This window comes from Aliivibrio thorii, assembly GCF_057368585.1.
This window is the reverse complement of sequence record NZ_CM170654.1, coordinates 1,748,942-1,770,048: the sequence shown is the minus strand read 5'-3', so window position 1 is coordinate 1,770,048 and position 21,107 is coordinate 1,748,942. Positions and strand designations below refer to the sequence as shown.

The following is a 21,107-nucleotide window of genomic DNA, read 5'->3' as shown; positions in this document are numbered from 1 at the left end:
TATGGATATTATGACCGATAAAAACCAACCTGATGTAGAGCATTTACCTCACGGAAGAACAGTAAATCTATTTGGGTATCTTATTTTAGGTATTGCTGTTACGTTGTCTGTTTTTCAAATTTGGCAGGGAGTAAGTTCGACTATCTCGGCAACGTATTTTCGACCAATTCACCTATGTTGGGCACTTATTCTTATCTTTTTACATTACCCATTAATTACAAATCGAAAGAGTTCATTTTATCTTGCTGGACGAGTCATTGATCTCGCGTTATGTGGTTTGATTGTTTTTGCAGCTTATCGCATATCGATATTTGATTATAACGACATAAATCATCTATTTTATGGCTTACAGTTACCCGATATGATCGCAGGTTGCTCATTACTTTTACTATTAATGGAGGGGTGCCGTAGAACGGTCGGTTGGGTAATGGTCCTTATCGCGGTACTATTCCTATCCTACAGTGCATTGGTGATTTATTACCGAGTGGCTTTGCAATTAAGTCATACTCTCTGCAAGAGCTGATTCAATTTCAGATCTTTTCTGCCAATGGTGTATTTGGTTCAGCCTTAGGTATCGCGGCAACAACAGTATTTATTTTTGTTTTATTCGGCGCATTTTTAGAAGTCACAGGGGCGGGTAAATTCTTTATTGATTTGGCGTTCTCTATTGCAGGTAAATATCGTGGTGGTCCTGCTAAAGCTGCCGTATTGGCCTCGGCAGGGCTAGGCTCTATTTCTGGTTCAGCAATAGCAAACACCGTAACTACAGGCTCAATCACCATTCCTATGATGAAAAAACTCCAGAACAAGCGGCAGGAATTGAAGCGGCGGCCTCAACGGGTGGGCAAATTATGCCACCAATTATGGGGGCGGGTGCGTTTGTAATGGCACAGTTTACCGGTGTGCCTTACAGTGAGATCATGCTTGCTTCTATCGCGCCTGCGATTTTGTATTTCTTCTGTACCTTGTTATATGTGCATTTAATGGCGTGTAAGCTTGATCTTAAAGCGGTAAGTCGAACAGAAGCCGTTATTAGTGTGATGAAAGATGGCGCGCATCACTTAATTCCACTAGCGCTAATCACGACTTTATAATGATGGCATATTCTCCATTATTAGTGGGTGTTGCAGGTTGTGCTGCGATTTTAGTGACGGCAGCGCTGCGAAAACATAGCCGAATTGGCTTGAAAAAATTCATTGAAGGCATGAAAAATGGTGCCTTAATGGCATTACCAATTTCAGCTGCGTGTGGTGCTGCGGGTATTATAGTTGGTGTGGTTGGACAAACGGGGATAGGCTTACAGTTCACTCAATTTGTGATGGATTTCTCTGGTGGCTACATGCTAATTGCTTTGGGTTTAATAAGCCTTGTGGCTTTAGTGTTAGGTATGGGGCTTCCTGTTACTGCTGCATATATTGTATTAGCAGTAATGGCAGTGCCAATGTTAAGTGATTTTGGTTTACCATTATTAACAGCACACCTCATCGTTTTTTGGTTATCGCAAACCTCAAACGTAACCCCTCCAATTGCATTAGCAGCTTTTGCTGGTGCAGGTGTTGCGAACGCAAATCCAATGAAATCCTCTGTTGAGGCATTTAAATTGGCCGGTGGTTTATTCATTATTCCAATTATGATGGCGTATACCGATCTTGTTAATTCAGATGCTGGAGTCGTTGATTTAACGTTTTCAATCATTCAGACGTTAACTATTATTATGGCTATTGAAGGGTATTTATTACGCTCATTAACTGGGATAGAAAGGCTATTGGCATTTTTTACTATACCACTAATTATGTTGAACCCTTTTGGCGTCGGTTTCTTAGGTATTGTAATCATGCTTGGTTTAATTTTGGTTCAGTGGAAGGGTAGAGGGCAGATCAGTCAGAGTTAGTTTTTTATCGTTAAACAACTCACCTTAATTAAAATCCTCTTTGGTAATGAGAATCAAAGAGGATTTTTAGTATTTATTCACGAATATTAAGTCTTATAATTCGAAGAATCATCATTCAACTGCTACCTTTTAATAAGAGAATCAATTCAATAGGGTATTTTCGACATATAGGTGGGAGAGTGCTATGTATGATGAGAAAAGGGTTTTCCGTCATTATATTATTTCAATGGTTATCTTTGTGGCAGCTATGTTTGTAGGGATAGAGAAAAGTAGAGCGAATACCGAACTTAAAGTCGGAACCTATCATTGCCCCCCCTTTATTTTCCACACCAAAGGCCAAGAGTTCGACGGTCTTAGTATGATGTTATGGGAACGAATTGCAGAAATAATGGGCGTGACTTATACATTACAAAATTACGAATTAGACGATTTATTACTAGCGTCAGAAAAAGGTGATATTGATGTAGGTGTTTCTTGTATTTCGATCACGCCAGATCGTGAAGAGCATGTCGATTTCTCTCATTCATTTTATGAAACACACCTTGCGATGGCAGTAAAAAGCCGCAGTTACCTAGATACTTTTATCAGTATTATTACCAATAAAACCTTATGGAAAGCTATTGGGATTTTCTTTGCTGTCGCGATTAGTGTAGGTGGTTTTTTCTATCTGTTAGAACGGAAAAATAACGATAAGTTATATTCAATGCCGACTAAGAGAGGGCGTATAGCTGAAGCCTTTATTCTTGGCGTCTTATTTATCACCAAAGGGCCTTTTAATTATTTCGAGTTTAAAACCTTATCAGCACGAGTGATGACGGTACTCATTGCTATGTTTTCTACCGTTTTTATTGCCAGTATTACGGCTATTTTAACCAGTTCACTTACATTAGAGCAGTTACGGTTTGATGTGAAAAATGTAAATGATTTATCCAAGTTAAGAACAGGCGCAAAACAAGCGACGACAGCATCCCTATTGTTGGCTGATCACAGTATTGCTCATGAAAATTATCAAACAATGGATGAGTTGTTATTAGCGTTAGAAAATGATGAGGTAGATGCCATTGTTGCTGATGATGCGGTACTTCGATATATGATAAAAAAAGGAAAGGGGAAAGACAATTTTTCTGATTTAGTGGTACTGCCATACCAACTTGAAAAACAGAATTATGGTTTGGTATTAATCGAAAATAGTGAGTATGAAGAAGACATCAATCGAGCATTATTGCAAATTAGAGAAACGACAGAGTGGCATCAGATATTATTGGAATATTTTACAGAAAAGTAACCGTAATTGATGGCGAAAAGATATCGAGTTTGTATTTTGTATCGTATGATTAGCCCTCTTAAATTAGGTTCATCGCAGATTAGCGGGAATTGAAAACAAAAACGGCAGTTAGTGGTAAAGTTACATCGCCAAACACAACTTTTCATAAACTGCCGTTTTCATGCCAAATAATACTTTTTTATCATCATTCTGTAAAGGTTTTCAGATCGTAAAATCTCATAAAACTGATTCATTAATCTCTATAACCTTAAAGCCTGATTCCCCAGCATTCTGCTCTTGCGGGCGACTCTCTGAATTTACTCACGATACTCAGTGGCGAACTATTAAAGACGCTATGATATTAGGAACTCCAGTTGAACTTTTGATTCAGACTAGGCGCATTACATGTTCGCTATGTGGTACAAAAACGGAAGCAATATCTTGGCTTAAACCATACTCACGCCTGACTAATCGATTGATAGAATATATTGAACAACTGCTGCCTTTGCTGCCGATTAAACATATTTCAGAACTGACTGGAGTACATTGGCACACGATAAAGAACATTGATAAACAACGACTTAAACGAGTTATCCCTGACATACCATGGGATAAATTACGTCAACTAGTGATGGATGAGTTTGCCATATTTAAAGGACATCGATATGCAACAGTGATTGCCGATGCGCAGACACATCAAGTGCTTTGGATTGGTTTAGGTAGAAGCCGAACTGATATCAGGCCTTTCTTTGAAGAGCTTGGTGAGCATGCCGAAAATATCGAAGCAGTAGCTATGGATATGAATACAGCTTTCGATCTCGAAGTGAAAGCTCATTGCCCTAATGCGCGTATTGTATACGATCTTTTTCATGTGGTAGCCAAATATGGACGAGAGGTAATGGATAGAGTTAGGGTAGATCAAGCGAATCAACTCAAAGAAGACAAAAAAGCTCGTCGTTGGATTAAGCGTTCACGCTGGATCCTTTTGAAAAATAGAGACAACCTAGACGCAAATCAACAGAGTTATCTAGATGAAATACTTTCGGTAAACCACGATTTAATGGTGACTCATTTGCTAGGAGAGCAATTAAAAGAGCTCTGGTATTGTGATTCAGAAACGCAGGCAATAGAACTATGGGATGTATGGTGGCAACAGGTAAATGAGAGTGGGATCCAACCATTAATCAGTTTTGCACGAAAGTTAAAACCATACCTTCACGGAATTGTTAGTTCGGCTTTATACCGATTAAATACATGTACACTGGAAGGAATAAATAACAAAATTAAGCTGATCAAAAGAATGGGGTATGGCTACAGAGATACAGACTATTTCTTTATGAAGATAAAAGCGGCTTTCCCCGGAAAGCCGCGATGAACCTTAAATTAGCCCCCCTGTTATTAATTACATTTGATGGGATAATACGATGTCTAAAATGTACACCACGTTTGCTGAAAAATACGATTCAGCAGTGCAAGATAATATCTACAATGCACACTTAGAGAGATCATCTTTACAAACCATTCTTGGTGATGTTAGTGGGTTAGATATTATTGATCTAGGCTGTGGAACCGGGGTTTATGTTGAGTATTTGATTAATCAAGGTGCGAGCAAGTTAACATGCATTGATTACTCTAAAGACATGGTCGCAATGGTAAAACGTAAATTTGGTGAACGAATTACGGCTTATGATCAAGATGCGTCTTTGGGCCTTATTAAAGAAGAAACTGAGAGTGCTGATTTGGTGATAGCACCTTTAATGGTTCATTATATTGATGAACTTTTGCCTTTATTTATAGATATTACTCGTGTGTTGAAACACGGCGGTAGTTTTGTTTTTTCAACTCATCATCCTTTTGTTGATTTTGAATCATCAATATCTGGTAACTATTTTGAAAGAGAATTAGTGAGCGAAGTGTGGGATACGATAGGTGAGCCAGTTGAGGTTCAGTTTTACCGTCGATCTTTAACTGAATTGATGCAAGTTATTATGGACAGTGGCCTTGTTGTAACCCATTTATCAGAAGGTAAAGTGTCTGAAAAAGTAAAAGCGATTTCTGAAGAAAAATACGAATACTTATCTAAGAATCCAAATTTTATATTTATTAAATGCCAAAAGTTAGGTTAGTTATTGAGGTTTAATACAAGTAATTCAATGCTATTAATTATGTGAAGATGAATATTTAGTAGCATCGAATGATTACCTGTACTTTATAGTTCAAACATTTCTACAGAGTGTTGATATAACCATGAATGAGCTTGGCCAAGATTGTGATTTTTTATCACGACACGGTCTATATGTAAGAGCCAATTTTTCTCTTCTGAGTCTACATCGAGTATCTTTAATGCTTGATTCTTATTTGTTAGATGGTCAGGAACAAACCCCCAACAATCATCAACCGTTAATAATGATTGCAGAGCATTTACATTGTTCGTTTTAGTTATGGAAGATGAGAAATGAACATTCCAAGGGCTATGCATATTAGTCAATAATATTTGATGGTATCGCTTTAATTCATTGAGGTGAATTGACTCTTGTGAGTGTAGAGGGTGATCTTTATTGGCTACAATCGAAATAGGTAAGTACCCTACTAAACCAAGCTCGACTTTTTTAGGAAGAGCATCATTACACAGCATAAACCCAATAGAGGCTTTTCCTTGTGCTACTAATTCCGATATTTCTTGATTCTCTGCGGTATTAATATTCAACTCAGTATGTGGAAATTGCTGATAAAATTCGTTTATTACTTTGAAAAACGTCGGAGTCAATAATAACTCATTTATAACGATGGTTAATGTATCTTCTATTCCGAGACTAAAAGAGTTGAGCATGGTCTCAATGTCTTTCGCTTGGGATAATAAATGGATGGATTCGATATATAAACGCTTACCGTGAGGTGTCAGTGTAGGTATTCGGGTCGAACGGTCAAAGATCTCCACTCCGGTGTCTATCTCTAAGTTAGCAATAGCAGTACTAATAGCTGATTGTGCTTTCCCCAATTTTCGTGCCGCAGCAGAAAAAGAACCAGATTCAACACATTCAATAAGCGTTTTAAGTTGCTGAAGATTAAACATAAGATCCATCTATTAGATACTAATTTATTACAATATATCAAAATTTTGAATGAGAATAGTGAAACTTAATTTTAGTACATAAATAGGTTGTCTTTATGACTCATTCAGTTTCTCGAGAAAAAAGTTCGGTTCATTTCTTTTAATTGAGGAGGTAAGTGTTATTATCCGCCGCCCATATTCCCTTTGAAATAAAGGACAAGAGAGATGCATGATCGTGCCAGTCAAATGGTGATATTTTACGCCTTAGCAAAAGCAGGTAGTTTTACTGCTGCAGCAAAACAAATGGGTGTGTCTACCTCTCATGTCAGTAAACAACTGGGGGTGCTAGAGTCGAATTTGAATGTAAAATTAGTTCAAAGAACGACACGTTCACTTATTCTTACGGATGCAGGGCAACAGTTTTATCTGTACTGCGAAAAAATGTACAGTGCGATGAGCGAAGCCAGTGCCATTATGGATAATGAACGTGACGGTGTTGCGGGTATTTTGCGACTAGGGCTATCGCAGTCTTTTGGCACCATGCATATTATCCCTGCGATTGATAAATTACGTCAGCAATATCCTGAATTACAAGTGGAAGTTCGCTTGTTTGATCACCGAGCAGATATGCTTAAAGAGGGGTTGGATTTATGGGTGACAAACTTTGAAGATTTACCTGAGGGGTATGTTGCTCAACGTTTAGCTGATTCGCATTTTGTGCTAGCGGCTTCTCCTGATTATTTAATAAATAGGGAAGTTCCTCATCATCCGCAAGATCTTATTAAACATAACTGTTTAACTTATCAAAGTCGTCACCGTGATTACAGTAATTGGGATTTCAGCAAAGGCAATGAAGAGTTGTGTGTCAAAGTTTCTGGGAACTATCGTGTTGACTTAGCAGAAGCGGTAAGGGACGCGGCTATTTCAGGGTGGGGCGTCGCCTATTTAGCCAGTTATTTATTAACAAATGAATTTAATGATGGCAAATTGATTCAGCTCTTACCTGACTGGAAAGCGAGTCAAAAAATGCCAATTTATGCGGTTTACCCAAGTCGTAAACATTTGCCAAGAAAGATAAGTGCGGCCATTGATTTCTTACGTCAGCATATTGGTCAACAGCCATATTGGGATAAAGCGTTAATGAAATGGGTTAAGTTATAATCAAAGTATTATATGGTCGATATTGGCATTGATTAAATTAAATACAGCGCAATGATGCCTTTTTAATCAATGACTTAAATTCATTATCAGCCTTGAAAAAAATATATTTTCCATACAGCAACAATACCCTTTCCAAATACAGCTCTTATTTTATAAATCAATAAGTTAAGAGGGTCTACAAAATGTGATCTAAATCTCATTAACAGGGCGTTAGCAACCTCGACTTGCACGCAAACCTTTGCGCATTAGAATGCAGGCTCATTTTCGATAGCACAGGTTTCTATCATGACATCGCTACTTGGTATTTTTGCCATTTTACTATTTGCTTACTTATGTTCGACTGATCGCCGTAATATCCCTTTAAGAACTGTCTCTTTGGCGTTTGGCTTACAAATTCTATTTGCTCTACTGGTACTTTACGTTCCAGCAGGTAAAGAAGTTTTAAATTCAGTAACTGCTGGCGTTTCAGGCGTGATTGATTATGGCCAACAAGGAATCGCGTTTCTGTTCGGTGGCTTAGCAACAGGTAAAGTGGGCTTTGTATTTGCCGTTAATGTTCTTGGTATCATTATCTTCTTCTCTGCGCTTATCTCTGCACTTTATCATTTGGGTATCATGCCTAGAGTCATCAATTTTATTGGTGGTGGATTACAACGATTATTAGGCACTGGGCGCGCAGAATCACTTGCAGCGACGGCAAACATCTTTGTGAGCATGGTAGAAGCCCCTCTTGTTGTAAAACCTTATTTAAAGCACATGAGTGATTCACAGTTCTTTGCTGTCATGACTTGTGGTTTAGCGTCAGTGGCTGGCGGTACTATGGTCGGTTACGCATCTCTAGGTGTGGATCTTAACTTCCTTATTTCTGCGGCATTCATGTCAGCACCTGCTGGCCTATTAATGGCGAAGATGATGGTTCCACCAGGTGATGAAGCCAATAATGATGATGAAATTACCTCTGTTGAGATTGACCACGCGACAAACGTATTTGAAGCATTAGCGGATGGTGCAATGTCTGGTTTACGTATTGCAGTAGCAGTAGGTACGACGTTATTGGCGTTCGTGAGTGTCATTGCCTTATTAAATGGTTTGCTTGGCCATGTCGGTGATTTCTTTGGCTTAAAACTAAGCTTTGAGTTGATCCTTGGTTACCTATTTGCACCAGTTGCATTCTTATTAGGTGTTCCATGGAATGAAGCGATTCTTGCGGGTTCACTGATTGGTAATAAGATCGTAGTAAATGAGTTTGTCGCCTTTATTCAATTGATGGAAGTTAAAGATCAATTAAGCCCACACTCTGTTGCGATTGTTACCTTTGCTTTGTGTGGTTTTGCCAATATCTCAACCATGGCGATCTTGATTGGTGGTTTAGGAAGTCTTGTTCCTGAGCGTCGTCCATTCATTGCTAAAATGGGGTTCAGAGCGATTACTGCAGGCGTATTAGCAAACTTGATGAGTGCCGCGATTGCCGGTGTGATTTTGTCACTTTAAGTTAATTGCTCAATTTCAAATAAAGAAAAGGTTGCGATCAAAAAGTCGCAACCTTTATTTTTTCTAGATCCTAGTCCTCAAATCTCACTCGAATCGGCGTTGAGCTATCAAATGTAACCTGATCAAAACTATCTAATTTATGATGCTTAATTAGAGATTGTAAATTCTCAACATAAGCGTCACCACGAGTAGAGTAGTGAGATAAAGCCTCGACTAACTCATACCCTGATAATTTACCTTCACGACTTAGTTTTTTACGTAAAACCCAAAGATCTTTATAAGCCGATGTCGTATTTAAGTTATACATATAACGAGCAGTTCCTGCGAACAGGTTATCAAATGCAGCAACTTTTACATGCCCACCAGGGGTACTTAAATACTTACCGCCTTTAGAAGATAAATGCTCTCCATATAATCCATTCCCTTTAACTGCGAAATAACTGGTTCCCCAGCCACTTTCATCAATTCCTTGGGCTAGAACCATACCAACAGGAATAATATCAAGACGTAAAAGTAGGTCATCAATGTTGTTTGATTTAATATCATAAGACGTCATTAAATCATTTAACCACACCGTTCCTTCTTTCGACCATTCACTTTTAGGCTGCTTCGATAGCGTAATTACGTCATTTCTAACCGCACTTATTCGTTTATTCACCTCAATAATGGTAGGCAGTAATAAACGAATAAACCCTGAGATTTTCTCTTGAACAGGTAACGAATTTAAATCACTAGGAAGATTCTCAACAAAGAACGGCGGGATTTTATCTGTACTGCTAACGTTAGCTAATTGATATTGATGCAGTTCAAATTGCTTGATAAGTGATTGAGCTGAGTTAAGCGTGGTGACTTTTACTTCAGGGTAGGGATTGTGGGTCTTCTCTGGTGAAATAGGCAGTTGAGTATCCGCAAGAGTGCTAGAAGATGCGATGAGAAGTAAAGAGGTAGAGATATGTTTTAACTTTTTAGATAAAGACATAAATGGAGTTCCATTTTAATATTAATAGGCTCGAAAACGGCGCTATATTCAGCACCGTTTTTAGTGTTTATGTGGAGTTAACAGTCGCTCTGTTATTCTTCTACAATAGTCACTTTCTCGATCACAATACTCTCTTTTGGAACATCGTCAAATTCACCGATAGATTTAGTTTTAATTTTTGCAATTTTCTTAACTACATCCATACCAATAGTTACTTCACCAAATACCGCATAACCCCAACCAGCATTCGTGGTTGCAGTATGATCAAGAAAAGTATTGTTAGCGATATTAATGAAGAACTCACTGGTTGCAGAGTGGGGTGCATCAGTACGCGCCATAGCGATAGTACCGTTTAAGTTTTTCAAACCACGGTTCGCTTCATTAACAATCGGAGCACGCATCTCTTTTTCTTGCATGTCAGCAGTAAAACCACCGCCTTGGATCATGAACCCTTTAATAACACGGTGAAAAATAGTACCTTCGTAAAAACCATCTTGGCAGTATTTTAAGAAGTTTTTTGAGCTTACAGGTGCTTTTTCTTTGTTAAGCTCAATGTGAATGTCGCCAAAATTGGTGGTTAAAATGATCATATAGTTAATGTCTATTTAAAAGTTTATTGAGAAAGATTATACGTAGTTTCTTAGTTTATGTTGAACTCTTTGAATATCGCATTGCCTACTTCCACAATAATTTGATTGCGTGAAGCCATATCTAAATTCGTTTGAGTCAAGTAAATAGAGATAATGATAGGTGCGCGTTTGTTATTCCAAACAATGGCCGTGATCCCGCGGGATCCAAATCCACCTGCGCCAGAGCGATCAGCAATTGACCACTTAGCAGGTAAAATAGAACGTAATAGCGGATCAGATACCTTGTTATCGACCATCCAGGCCTTTAGCGTGCGTTTGTCTTTGGTATTAAGTGTTTGACCAAATAACAGTTCATTAAGGGTATTTGTCATCGCATTCGGAGTAGTCGTATCTCTAACATCTCCCTTTTGAGCTTCATTTAATGCAGGTTCAATACGGTCCAATCGAGTGATGTTGTCTCCAATTAAACGTAAGAAAAGCGTGAGAGAGGTAGGGCTGCCAATCTTTGTTAGTACAATATTTGCAGCGGTATTGTCACTCATTAGCATGGTGGCTTGGCATGCGCTTTCAGTGCTAATGGTTTCACCGATTAATTTTTCAGTGATAGGAGACCATGGAATAATGGATTTTTTGGTGATCCTTGTTAGCGAATCTTTATCCAAGAGGTTATTGCTTGAGTTATAAAGCATTTGAGCACAAGCAAGAGTTTTAAAGGTACTCATCATCGGAAAGCGTTGGTCGCCTTTATAGCTCCATGATTGATTGTTTGATGTATCAAGAACTGAAACCCCAACCTGACCAGAACTAGCAAGCTCAATCGCTTCAATTGATTTGGTTAGTGATGTTGCTTGTGCAATATGAGAAATCAAAGTTAAACAAAAAAGAAAAGTGATACGTTTCATTATAAGCCCTAAAGAAGTTTTTTTTGTATGCGATTATGGATTAATCAAATTTTCGTTGGTAGCGAGGTAACATACTTTCATTACCTAACAACCCACCTTGGTGGATATAAACTAGCGTCTGATCTGTATTGTTTGGCATCCAATCGACTAAGCAACGCCACATTAAAGGATCGTATAGAAGTTCAAACTCAACATCCGTTTGCGCTTGAAGTTGTTGCCAAATTTCGTAATCATGGCGATATAACTTACCAAAATGGTGCTTTTTCGTTGGAGTTAAAATCTCAGGATGATCCGTTTCCCCAAGTTCTAAAAATTGTTCAGTAAGATAAGAATTACCGCCAACACATGCACAGGTAATCACCTTGATATCGTCGTCTTTTAAGTGTTTATGAAGAAACAGTGCGGTTGTTCCTGTACCAGAAGGCAAAGCCACGGTCAGAGAGGAGAGCTTTTGTTCTTTCTTCCATTCAATAAGCTCAATGGCCAGTTGCTTTACGCCACTTTCAGCTAAACCACAGCGTCCACCTTCAGGCATAAATAACTCATGTTTTTTTGGTTGCCTAACTTGTTGAATGTAATCCAAGCTGCCTAGCGTGCTACCGTTATCTAGTTTGGCATTTTCAGTGTCATTCAAGGCAATAATATTAGCCCCAAGATCTAATGCAGCGCGATAGTTTCCTTTTGGATTTTCTTGTAAAAAGGACGGGATATGGTCGACATAAAAATCTAATTGCCAGTCTTTTAATTGTGCCAGTGATGCTAACGAGTAAAGAGAGTTTGCCTGCGGTGAGCCATAACCAATAATCGTGGTAATCGCAGGAAAATCACCATCTAACAATCCCATAAACTTACGAGCTTTGTTGCCAGAAAATTGAGGGTGGAGCTGGTCATCGCGTTTTAAATAGAAATCGACACCATTAAATTGATGCTGAGTTACTGGGCTGTTTTGGATTTTCATGATGAGGTTTGAATGTTTATGGGGTAAGAAGAGAATAATGACCTTACCGTGAGTGGAAAGGCCATCTTTGCTGTAATGATAATTACTTTTTCATCATCGATTTTAAAGCAGCAAACGGGTTGTGAGTTGCACCTTGGTGATCATCTTCACCTGCTTTAATTTCAGAGCCAAACTGGTCATGCTCTGTGTATTTTGAATGCTCATGATCATGACAGAAAAGACACAAAAGCTCCCAGTTGCTACCATCATTAGGGTTGTTTGTGTGGTCATGATCTTTATGGTGAACCGTTAATTCACGTAGATTTGAGTACACAAATTCACGCGCACAATTACCACAGACCCAAGGGTACAATTTTAATGCTTTTTCGCGGTAACCACTTTCTTGACGGGCATAGGCGGCACTAGAGCCATAAAAATCAGATGACATAATATTCATTTCCTTTCTAACCTTTTAATTTTAAAGGTTTTTCTTTAAAAATAACGACTTAGCATATTAGCTTTGCGTATATATAAACATATAAATACCAATAACGGTATTGTTTTGAGTCACAATATAGTCATTTTTTAAAGTAAGGAATGTATTTAGATTGATGAATTATTTCTGATTTATGTTGTTGTTTTAATTTATAAATAACTATGATTCCGTGACAGTTTGGGTGTTTTTGTCTCGGTATAACCAAGCAGATACCCATTCTATACTTACTCCTCCCATTCTTATTGCTGACATTGATCCCGATATCATAAAGAGCGTAAATTTCAGCCTAAAGCGTTAACTATTTTGGTTGAACGTATTATTCATACTATGGCTAGAACTTGACATTACCTTGACAGAGATTTGCCATTTTTCGTCTTAGAGGTCACGATTTAATCACAATAAATCCATTAAAATATGTTCATAAATCAAACATCATGGTTGGGTGTATTATGAAAAAGAAAATCAAACTTATTATTAAGATCGCACTATTTTTTGCATTTTTCGGCGTTGTTGGGCACGTTTTTGCCGCCGGTTCATTAACTGCAAATGCAATAGTGAAAAAGTCAGATCAACAAATGCGTGGCGATTCGAGCTATACCGAGCTGACCATGAACATCATTCGTCCTGACTGGACTCGTAGCATGAGCATGAAAAGTTGGACGAAAGAACAAAACCTTTCTTTAGTGTTAATTACAGGGCCAGTAGAAGAACGAGGAAGTGCTTCATTAAAGCGTGATAAAGAGATGTGGGGTTGGCTCCCGAATATTGAACGAGTGATCAAAATAGCGCCTTCAATGCTCGGGCAATCATGGATGGGTTCGGATTTCACTAATGATGATTTGATTAACCAATCTTCCATCGTGGTGGATTATGATCATAAAATAATTAAAGAAGACGTGATAGATGGAGATAAAACATGGGTGATCGACGCCATTGCTAAACCAGGTGCTCCTGTTGTATGGAGTAAAGTACGCTTGTGGATTTCAAAAAAGACATTTTTACAGCGCAAAGTTGAATCTTATGATGAGTTTAATGAGTTAGTTCATACTATGACGACCTATGATGTGCAGAACTTCAGTGGAAGAATGGTTGCAACTCGAATGGAAATGGTTCCAGCCGATAAACCGGGTAATAAAACAGAAGTGATCACACATAAAGCCCATTTTAATTTCTTGATAAATGATGAGTTCTTTTCTCAGGCGCAGATGAAATCATTGCGTAATTAATAATAATGATTAGGCAGTAAACATGCTTACTCAATTAGCCTGGCGAAACCTATGACGACAAAAAAGACGTACTTTATTAACGGCGTCTGCCTTAGCATTAGCCCCACAACCACGTTTTATTATGGCGGATGAACCTACTCAACCTTGATGTAAAAAGTACCTCAGAACTGCTTGATATAATGGAGGCATTAAATCAAGAAGAGGGGACGACTTTCATTTTTTCAACTCATGATTCACGGGTATTTAATCGAGCCAAGCGTATTATTGTGTTTGAAGATCGGCAGTTAAAAGAAGATAAAGCACAATAAGTTACCGCTTTATGTGAGATAGATCTTGACCTTAATCTGATAGGACATAAACTTCACTGATTAGATTTATTCAATAACAGGCGTTTGAGCCCTCTCTTACGCCTGTTTCTATTCATTGACGAGGTTAAGTCATGTCTAAACGTGATTATTATGATGTCCTTGGTGTGCCAAAAAGCAGCACAGAAAAAGAGATCAAAAAAGCATATAAACGTCTTGCGATGAAATACCACCCAGATAAGAATCAGGGTGATGCTCAAGCAGCAGACAAATTTAAAGAAATTAAAGAAGCGTATGAAATCCTAACCGATGCAGATAAGCGCGGCCAGTATGATGATTACGGTCATGCTGCATTTAAAAATGGTGGTATGGGCGGCGGCGGCTTTGGTGGTCAAAGTCAGGGTTACGGCGGTTTTGAAGATATTTTTGGTGGTGCATTTGGCGGCGGCGGTCGTAGCCGTAGTGGTTTCGGTGGCGGATTTGAGGACATGTTCTCTCAACAGCGTCAACCTCGTCCTAAAAAAGGACAAGATCGTCAATTCAATTTAACCGTTGAGTTTGCTGAAGCGATTAATGGTTGTGAGCAAATCATCGAGTTACCGATTAATGGCGTAAATAAGAAAATCAATGTTAAAGTACCTGCTGGTATTGAAGATGGTGAAAAGATTCGTTTTGTTGGTAAAGGTGAAGCTGGAGCCTTTGGTGGTCCTGCGGGTGATTTACTTATTCAAATTAATACTCGTCCACATACGCATTTAAAACGTGATGGTAATGATTTAATTTGTCCCGTAACGACTGATTTTGTTACCGCAGCATTGGGTGGTGAAGTCGAGATCCAGACACTAGAAAGTCGTTTTAAACTTAAAGTTCCAGCAGGAACTCAAAGTGGTCGTAAATTCCGAATGAAAGAAAAAGGCGTGAAAAGTCGTAAAGGAATGACCGGAGACTTAATGGTTGAGATTATCGTGGCTACACCGACAAATCTGAGTGAAAAACAGAAAGAATTATTGATGGAGTTTAAAGAGTTAGCGTAAGCTTACTAAGTCAATATATTCTAATAGGAGGCATGAACGATGAATAAATTATTCACAGCGTTCGTGCCTTTTTTATGGTTCTAAATTATACTCAAGAATATGAAAACATGTTGCCTAAACCTTTAGGTAAATTACTCTATTTTCCAGTTAGAATAACTTTGTATTGATGTTGGCGATCAAAATTTATGTCAGATGAATATATTTAATTTTAAACGGTCGCTTCCCCTTCACTGAATAGAGCAAGGAGGGGAAATGGAGGTTGATGCTAATAAACAGTGCACCATTCACTTTTCATGTCGATTAGGTGCCAATTATCGCGTTGATTCGCTTCATCCATTGCTTTATCTAAATGACCAAAATTTGATTTACGATCGTATTTCCACTCACGATCTTTGTCAGTGTGATGGACTATCATTGCCATTGAATTCGGCTGACTTGTTGCCCATTGCATCATAGCCTGATCACCATCAGAGTTACCAATAGCTAATACTGGCTTCTTACCGATGATGTGCTGAATATTTTCCACTTTACCTGCTTTGTCATCGATAGTTAGGATCTCACCTTGTTTCGTTACTGTTGGATTACCATTATTGTAATCGTATTTGTATTTCAATGCGCTGCCGATGATTTGCTCTTCAGGAATACCATAGACTTCTGGTGCCCATGCACGCATAAAGTCAACGCCACCGCCTGAAACGATATAAGTTTTAAATCCATTATCTTGTAGATACGTGATCATCTCGCGCATTGGCTTATACGTTAGCTCAGTATACGCTGTGTCGAAATGTGGGTCTTTTGCCACTTTTAACCATTGAGTCACTGTCTGTTCGTATTCTTCAATCGTCATACCACTGTGAGTTGCCATTACGATGTCTAGTAGCGCTTTTTCTCCTCCTGCAAACACACCTTTAATGTCGTTATTTAAAACAGACTTAAATGGTTCTTGTGTTTTCCATTCTGGATGTTCTTTTGCCATGCTTTTTACTTGGTCTAACGCAAAGGCGACTTGAAAGTAGTAAGGCTGTTCTGACCATAATGTTCCGTCATTATCGAATACAGCAATGCGATCTTGCTTTGGAATAAAGGTTTTTTGTGAGGTGTTGGTTGATTGTTTAACATAGTTCACAATTGCTGTTTTGCTGGTACCATCTTTCCATGAAGGCAGTAAATTTTGATCGCAATCCAAAGCCATCGCTGAAAAGGATAGGCTTGATAAGACTGTTAGGGCACAGATTTTTTTCTTATTCATATAATTATTTACCTAAAGTTTGTATATATTTAAGGCTAAGCGCAAAGCTATATTGGTCTATTTCCAATATAACTATAGACTGGCTATAAAGCCGTTATGAAGATTAGCAATAAATATCATAATTAAAGGTTATAAATGCTATTACGATCACACTGACCTTTGTTTCTCTCGTAGCCATTCATGCTCTCTGCTTTACACGGACTTCTTAAATTCTATCCATGGTTGATGATATTTCATCAATCAATAGTTTTGCTGTATCGCTTTTTATTTGCAGTAACGTCATAAACAATAAATCGGTAATAACATTCTGAGCGGTTCTTGACGATATTGATGAACTGCGGAATTGCCTTTCATCTGCAATGGTATCAATACAGAAATTAGCGAGTTTACGTAAAGGGCTTCTCTTTGTACTGGTTAACGCAATCACTGTTGCTCCTTTATCTAGGGCTGTTTGTGTAGCCATTAAGATTTCCTTTCGACTGCCAGAATACGAAATGACAATTTGAACGTCATTTTTGGTTAAGGCATTGGCGGTTGCAATTTGGACATGGCTATCTTGCTCAGCTAAGGCTGTCATGCCTATTTTTAACAGTTTAAAGGCGAGATCTTTAGCGGTTAATGCTGAGCCTCCAATACCAACTATTTGAATTCGTTGTGCTTGATTAAGCAGGGTGGTGATGGTTTCAAACTCTGAGAAATCAATAGCATTGGTTGTTGCAATAAGCGCGTGGTTTTTTTCTTGTACTAGCTTTTGTGCGATTGTTAGAGAAGAGTCATCACTATTTATTTTGTTATGAATAGGACGCTCAGGTTCTAGTATTGCGTGTTTTCGTCCTATGTCTTCAATAATCGCCAATTTAAAAGCAGTAAACCCTTTGAATCCAAGTCGCTGTGTCAGTTTTACAATACTTGATTGAGATACACCGACTTTAGCGGCAAGCGCTTGGCTTGAATATGAGCTAATTTCGGCGGGTTCATCAAGAATAAAATCCAAAATCTTTATTCCATTAGCAGATAAGCTGCTTCTTTGGTTTTGTATCTTTTCTAAAATACTCATAGTACCTATCTTTTTTTGAATTAATTATTCCAAATTAATTGTTATTATTCTTTATGAGTTAATCTATCTTAATTTATTGAAGTTAAAATAGTTATTTTGTTTTTGGTGTCGAGTTCTTCTTATTGTTAATTTTATTTATTCCACCTATTCTGGAAGTTTAGAATAACTTTTGTTGTGATTTTGGTCACTAAATGGAATTTTTTATTCTTTATGATGGCAACCATTGGAATTGAGAATTTAACGTTTGAAGAGAACCTAATAATGAAAATTGACTTAACTACATTAGTAACAGAAAGTCGTAATCAAGCCAGTGAGACAATCGATGTGCTATCAACGGTTGATATGCTGACAGTGATTAATAAAGAAGATCAAAAAGTCGCTTTAGCTGTTGAAGCTATTCTTCCTCAAATAGCAGAAGTAGTCGATGCCATTGCAATCGCATTTCAATCGGGTGGGCGCTTAATCTATACCGGTGCTGGTACATCAGGCCGTTTAGGTATTTTAGATGCGAGTGAATGTCCTCCAACTTATGGTTCTAATCCTGATTTGGTTGTTGGCTTAATTGCTGGCGGTCACAAAGCCATTTTAAAGGCAGTAGAAAATGCAGAAGATAACCGTGAACTCGGTGCTTCAGATTTACAAGACCTAGGCCTTAATGAGAAAGACGTATTAGTAGGTATCGCAGCGAGTGGTCGTACACCTTACGTTCTTGGTGCAATGGAATACGCGAAATCAGTTGGGGCGACAGTTGCTACATTAAGCTGTAATCCAAATAGCCCAATGACAGAGCTTGCCGATATTAACATGACCCCAGTGGTTGGCCCTGAAGTGGTGACAGGGTCATCTCGTATGAAGGCAGGAACAGCACAAAAGCTAGTTCTAAATATGCTAACAACAGGCGCAATGATCCGTACAGGTAAAGTATTTGGCAACTTAATGGTTGATGTAGAAGCAACTAATGCAAAATTAGTACAAAGACAAAAAAATATTGTAATTGAAGCGACGGGCTGTGCAGAAGAAGAAGCCTCTACTGCGTTATCTCAATGTAATAATCACTGTAAAACCGCAATTCTTATGGTGTTGTCAGGACTAGACGCAAAAAGCGCGACAGAAAAACTAGCGCAACATAATGGATTTATTCGCGACGCTCTCGCTAACAGCTAATCAGACTGGGCAGATCTTCGTGGTCTGCCGCAGCATCTAGAAAGGAAAATGGCATGGCCAAGATAACAACATCAATGATACAAGAGATCTTAAATGCAATCGGTGGCAAAAATAATGTCATCAAATGCGGAAACTGTATGACACGTCTACGCTTAACGCTACATGATGACAGTCTTGCCAATCGAGATACTATCAAACGTATTTCAGGCGTAATGGGTTTAGTTGAAAGTGACGATCAATTTCAAATTGTTTTAGGTCCAGGTAAAGCACAAACTGCCGCTGAAATGATGAACGAGATGATGGAAGGGGATGAAGAAACTTCAGCGCCTATTACAGCTGAAAATAAAAACTTAAAAGATGTAGCTTCTGAACATAAACAGAAGATGAAAAAGAAACAAACCAGTGCGACTCAGCGATTTTTAAGTAAGTTCGCGACCATTTTTACCCCGTTAATTCCGGGTTTCATTGCTGCTGGTCTGTTGTTAGGTTTTGCGACACTGTTAGATCAAGTGTATGTAATGGGTAATGAGTCACCAAATGCTAATTTGGTTGATTTGATCCTCTACATGAAAGTGTTTAGTAAAGGCTTATTTAGCTTTCTTAGTATCTTGATTGGTTACAATGCACAGCAAGCTTTTGGTGGTTCTGGTGTGAACGGGGCGATTTTAGCGTCATTGTTTGTATTGGGTTATAACCCAGAAGCCACGACTGGCATTTATTCTGGTATGACGGATTTCTTTGGCCATGGTATTGATCCAAGAGGTAATATTATCGGGGTGTTAATCGCTGCGATTATTGGTGCAGGTGTCGAGCGTAAAGTGCGTCAATACATGCCTGATAACCTAGATATGATTTTAACCTCGGTAGTGACCTTACTTATCATGGGTGCAGTTACCTTTGTGGTTATCATGCCACTAGGCGGAGTGTTATTCCAAGGCATGTCTTGGTTATTCATTAACTTGAATGGTAATCCATTTGGTAGTGCAATTTTAGCGGGTCTGTTTTTAATCTCGGTAATGTTTGGTATTCACCAAGGTTTTGTTCCTGTGTATTTTGCTTTAATGGATGCACAAGGGTTTAACTCATTGTTCCCAATCCTAGCAATGGCAGGTGCTGGTCAAGTTGGAGCATCATTGGCTCTTTATGCTAAAGCGGGTAAAGATGCGTTATTGCGTACTCAAGTTAAAGGCGCGATTATTCCCGGCTTCTTAGGTATAGGTGAACCATTAATTTATGGTGTGACATTACCAAGAGTTAAGCCATTTATTACGGCATGTATTGGTGGCTCAGCAGGTGGTTTCTTTATTGGATTAGTATCTTACATGGGATTACCAGTTGGTTTGAATACGGTATTTGGTCCATCTGGTATTGTAGCTTTACCTCTAATGACATCAAGTGCAGGTATTTTTGCCGGTATGATGGTATTTGCTGCTGGTCTTGTGATTTCTTATGCGGTTGGTTTCATCGCAACGTGGTTCTTTGGTACCAAAAACGTAGATTTGAGCTAAGCTTATTAAGTTAATTCATTAAATAAGTACTTTCCCCTATAAGTACGTAAAGATCTTTCTGGTACCACAGAGAGGTCTTTTTTTGTCTTGTCCTAAATGTGTAAACACATTTAGGACAAGACAATGTATTAAAGATGAAAAGCCAATGAGAAATTATTGGCTTTTTTATGCCTAGCTAACCAACAAGAATCGCGTACAATGCCTGCAATTCTCAATAGTTAGGAAAGCCAGTGGCTATCAAACCAACCATCTATAAATTTCGTGTTGCTCTAACGGACATGAACCGTGACCATTATGATTCAGTAAACTTAACCATCGCTCAGCATCCTTCAGAAAATGTAGAGCGTATGATGGCTCGAGTATTAGCATTTTGTTTGAATGCAGAAGAGCGCTTAACGTTTACTAAGGGATTATCAGCGGTTGATGAGCCCGATATTTGGGTTCGTGAATACGATGACACTATCTCATTGTGGATTGATGCTGGTGAGCCAGATCCTGAGCGTATGAAAAAAGCCTCACGTCAATCTAAAGTGACTAAAGTGTACAGCTTTAACTCAAAATCGGATGTGTGGTGGAAACAAAATCAAAGCAAATTTAGACAATACCCAGTTGATGTTGTCCGTTTTGATTGGGAGCAGATACAAGAGTTTTCTACGTTCTTAGAAAGAACAATGGAGTTCTCAGTGATGATCACGGGTGATTCGGCGTTTATTTCTACAGTGAAAGGTGATTGTGAAGTGACATGGGAAACATTGCAATCTGTTGACTAATATAGAAGGGTAAAGAGTGTAATACTGCTAT

Annotated in this window: 18 protein-coding genes and 2 pseudogenes; 12 read left to right on the top strand and 8 right to left on the bottom strand. The window is 38.5% G+C overall.

Annotation, left to right across the window (positions count from 1 at the left end; translation table 11 throughout):
- The first annotated feature begins 1 nt into the window (after position 1).
- From AC2IP4_RS07980 to AC2IP4_RS07965, 4 genes and pseudogenes are all read left to right on the top strand, one after another.
- Positions 2-1,891 (top strand): annotated as a pseudogene (locus AC2IP4_RS07980) (TRAP transporter permease).
- Positions 1,892-2,075: 184 nt separating this feature from the next.
- Positions 2,076-3,176 carry a transporter substrate-binding domain-containing protein gene (locus AC2IP4_RS07975; protein ID WP_486310169.1) on the top strand — a complete coding sequence of 367 codons (1,101 nt, stop codon included), beginning with the start codon at positions 2,076-2,078 and terminating at the stop codon, positions 3,174-3,176.
- Between the two features lie 160 nt (positions 3,177-3,336).
- On the top strand, positions 3,337-4,530 hold the full coding sequence (locus AC2IP4_RS07970; RefSeq protein WP_486310168.1) for an ISL3 family transposase: 1,194 nt from the start codon (positions 3,337-3,339) through the stop codon (positions 4,528-4,530).
- Positions 4,531-4,579: 49 nt separating this feature from the next.
- A complete protein-coding gene (locus tag AC2IP4_RS07965) occupies positions 4,580-5,281 on the top strand; it encodes a class I SAM-dependent DNA methyltransferase (protein WP_486310167.1) in 702 nt (233 codons plus the stop codon).
- 83 nt (positions 5,282-5,364) lie between these two features.
- On the opposite strand, the gene AC2IP4_RS07960 is transcribed toward AC2IP4_RS07965, so the two are convergent.
- A complete protein-coding gene (locus AC2IP4_RS07960) occupies positions 5,365-6,228 on the bottom strand; it encodes a LysR family transcriptional regulator (protein ID WP_375322252.1) in 864 nt (287 codons plus the stop codon).
- A 204-nt stretch (positions 6,229-6,432) separates the two neighbouring features.
- Between AC2IP4_RS07960 and AC2IP4_RS07955 the strand changes: the two genes are divergently transcribed.
- On the top strand, positions 6,433-7,368 hold the full coding sequence (locus AC2IP4_RS07955; protein ID WP_375322253.1) for a LysR family transcriptional regulator: 936 nt from the start codon (positions 6,433-6,435) through the stop codon (positions 7,366-7,368).
- A gap of 285 nt (positions 7,369-7,653) precedes the next feature.
- Entirely contained in the window at positions 7,654-8,859 is a 1,206-nt protein-coding gene (locus AC2IP4_RS07950; protein WP_375322254.1) for a NupC/NupG family nucleoside CNT transporter, read from the top strand.
- Between the two features lie 70 nt (positions 8,860-8,929).
- On the opposite strand, the gene AC2IP4_RS07945 is transcribed toward AC2IP4_RS07950, so the two are convergent.
- From AC2IP4_RS07945 to AC2IP4_RS07925, 5 genes are all read right to left on the bottom strand, one after another.
- Positions 8,930-9,838, bottom strand: coding sequence for a glucosaminidase domain-containing protein (locus tag AC2IP4_RS07945; protein WP_375322255.1), 909 nt, complete (start codon positions 9,836-9,838; stop codon positions 8,930-8,932).
- Between the two features lie 92 nt (positions 9,839-9,930).
- Positions 9,931-10,428 (bottom strand): peptidylprolyl isomerase, encoded by a 498-nt coding sequence (locus tag AC2IP4_RS07940; protein ID WP_105054531.1) that lies wholly within the window; start codon positions 10,426-10,428, stop codon positions 9,931-9,933.
- A gap of 50 nt (positions 10,429-10,478) precedes the next feature.
- Positions 10,479-11,330, bottom strand: coding sequence for a class A beta-lactamase (bla, locus tag AC2IP4_RS07935; protein ID WP_486310166.1), 852 nt, complete (start codon positions 11,328-11,330; stop codon positions 10,479-10,481).
- Positions 11,331-11,370: 40 nt separating this feature from the next.
- Entirely contained in the window at positions 11,371-12,288 is a 918-nt protein-coding gene (locus AC2IP4_RS07930) for a 1-aminocyclopropane-1-carboxylate deaminase/D-cysteine desulfhydrase (protein WP_375322257.1), read from the bottom strand.
- 82 nt (positions 12,289-12,370) lie between these two features.
- The gene (locus AC2IP4_RS07925; protein ID WP_105054534.1) at positions 12,371-12,715 is read right to left on the bottom strand and encodes a YajD family HNH nuclease; all 345 of its coding nucleotides are present in this window, start codon (positions 12,713-12,715) and stop codon (positions 12,371-12,373) included.
- A 497-nt stretch (positions 12,716-13,212) separates the two neighbouring features.
- Between AC2IP4_RS07925 and AC2IP4_RS07920 the strand changes: the two genes are divergently transcribed.
- The 3 genes and pseudogenes from AC2IP4_RS07920 to AC2IP4_RS07910 all read left to right on the top strand — a co-directional run bounded on the left by AC2IP4_RS07920 (position 13,213) and on the right by AC2IP4_RS07910 (position 15,328).
- Positions 13,213-13,989, top strand: coding sequence for an outer membrane lipoprotein-sorting protein (locus AC2IP4_RS07920; protein ID WP_486310165.1), 777 nt, complete (start codon positions 13,213-13,215; stop codon positions 13,987-13,989).
- 82 nt (positions 13,990-14,071) lie between these two features.
- Positions 14,072-14,297 (top strand): annotated as a pseudogene (locus AC2IP4_RS07915) (ABC transporter ATP-binding protein); the annotation flags it as partial.
- Between the two features lie 131 nt (positions 14,298-14,428).
- The gene (locus AC2IP4_RS07910; RefSeq protein ID WP_375322261.1) at positions 14,429-15,328 is read left to right on the top strand and encodes a DnaJ C-terminal domain-containing protein; all 900 of its coding nucleotides are present in this window, start codon (positions 14,429-14,431) and stop codon (positions 15,326-15,328) included.
- Positions 15,329-15,593: 265 nt separating this feature from the next.
- On the opposite strand, the gene AC2IP4_RS07905 is transcribed toward AC2IP4_RS07910, so the two are convergent.
- The gene (locus AC2IP4_RS07905; protein ID WP_375322262.1) at positions 15,594-16,577 is read right to left on the bottom strand and encodes an HAD family hydrolase; all 984 of its coding nucleotides are present in this window, start codon (positions 16,575-16,577) and stop codon (positions 15,594-15,596) included.
- Between the two features lie 205 nt (positions 16,578-16,782).
- Positions 16,783-17,634, bottom strand: a complete 852-nt coding sequence (locus AC2IP4_RS07900) for an SIS domain-containing protein (protein WP_375322263.1) — start codon at positions 17,632-17,634, stop codon at positions 16,783-16,785.
- 261 nt (positions 17,635-17,895) lie between these two features.
- Between AC2IP4_RS07900 and murQ the strand changes: the two genes are divergently transcribed.
- From murQ to AC2IP4_RS07885, 3 genes are all read left to right on the top strand, one after another.
- Positions 17,896-18,798 (top strand): N-acetylmuramic acid 6-phosphate etherase, encoded by a 903-nt coding sequence (murQ, locus tag AC2IP4_RS07895; RefSeq protein WP_375322787.1) that lies wholly within the window; start codon positions 17,896-17,898, stop codon positions 18,796-18,798.
- A gap of 53 nt (positions 18,799-18,851) precedes the next feature.
- Positions 18,852-20,306, top strand: a complete 1,455-nt coding sequence (gene murP / locus AC2IP4_RS07890; RefSeq protein WP_375322264.1) for a PTS N-acetylmuramic acid transporter subunit IIBC — start codon at positions 18,852-18,854, stop codon at positions 20,304-20,306.
- A gap of 230 nt (positions 20,307-20,536) precedes the next feature.
- Positions 20,537-21,076: a YaeQ family protein gene (locus AC2IP4_RS07885; RefSeq protein WP_105054542.1), complete on the top strand. Its 540-nt coding sequence runs from the start codon at positions 20,537-20,539 to the stop codon at positions 21,074-21,076.
- Positions 21,077-21,107 lie beyond the last annotated feature (31 nt).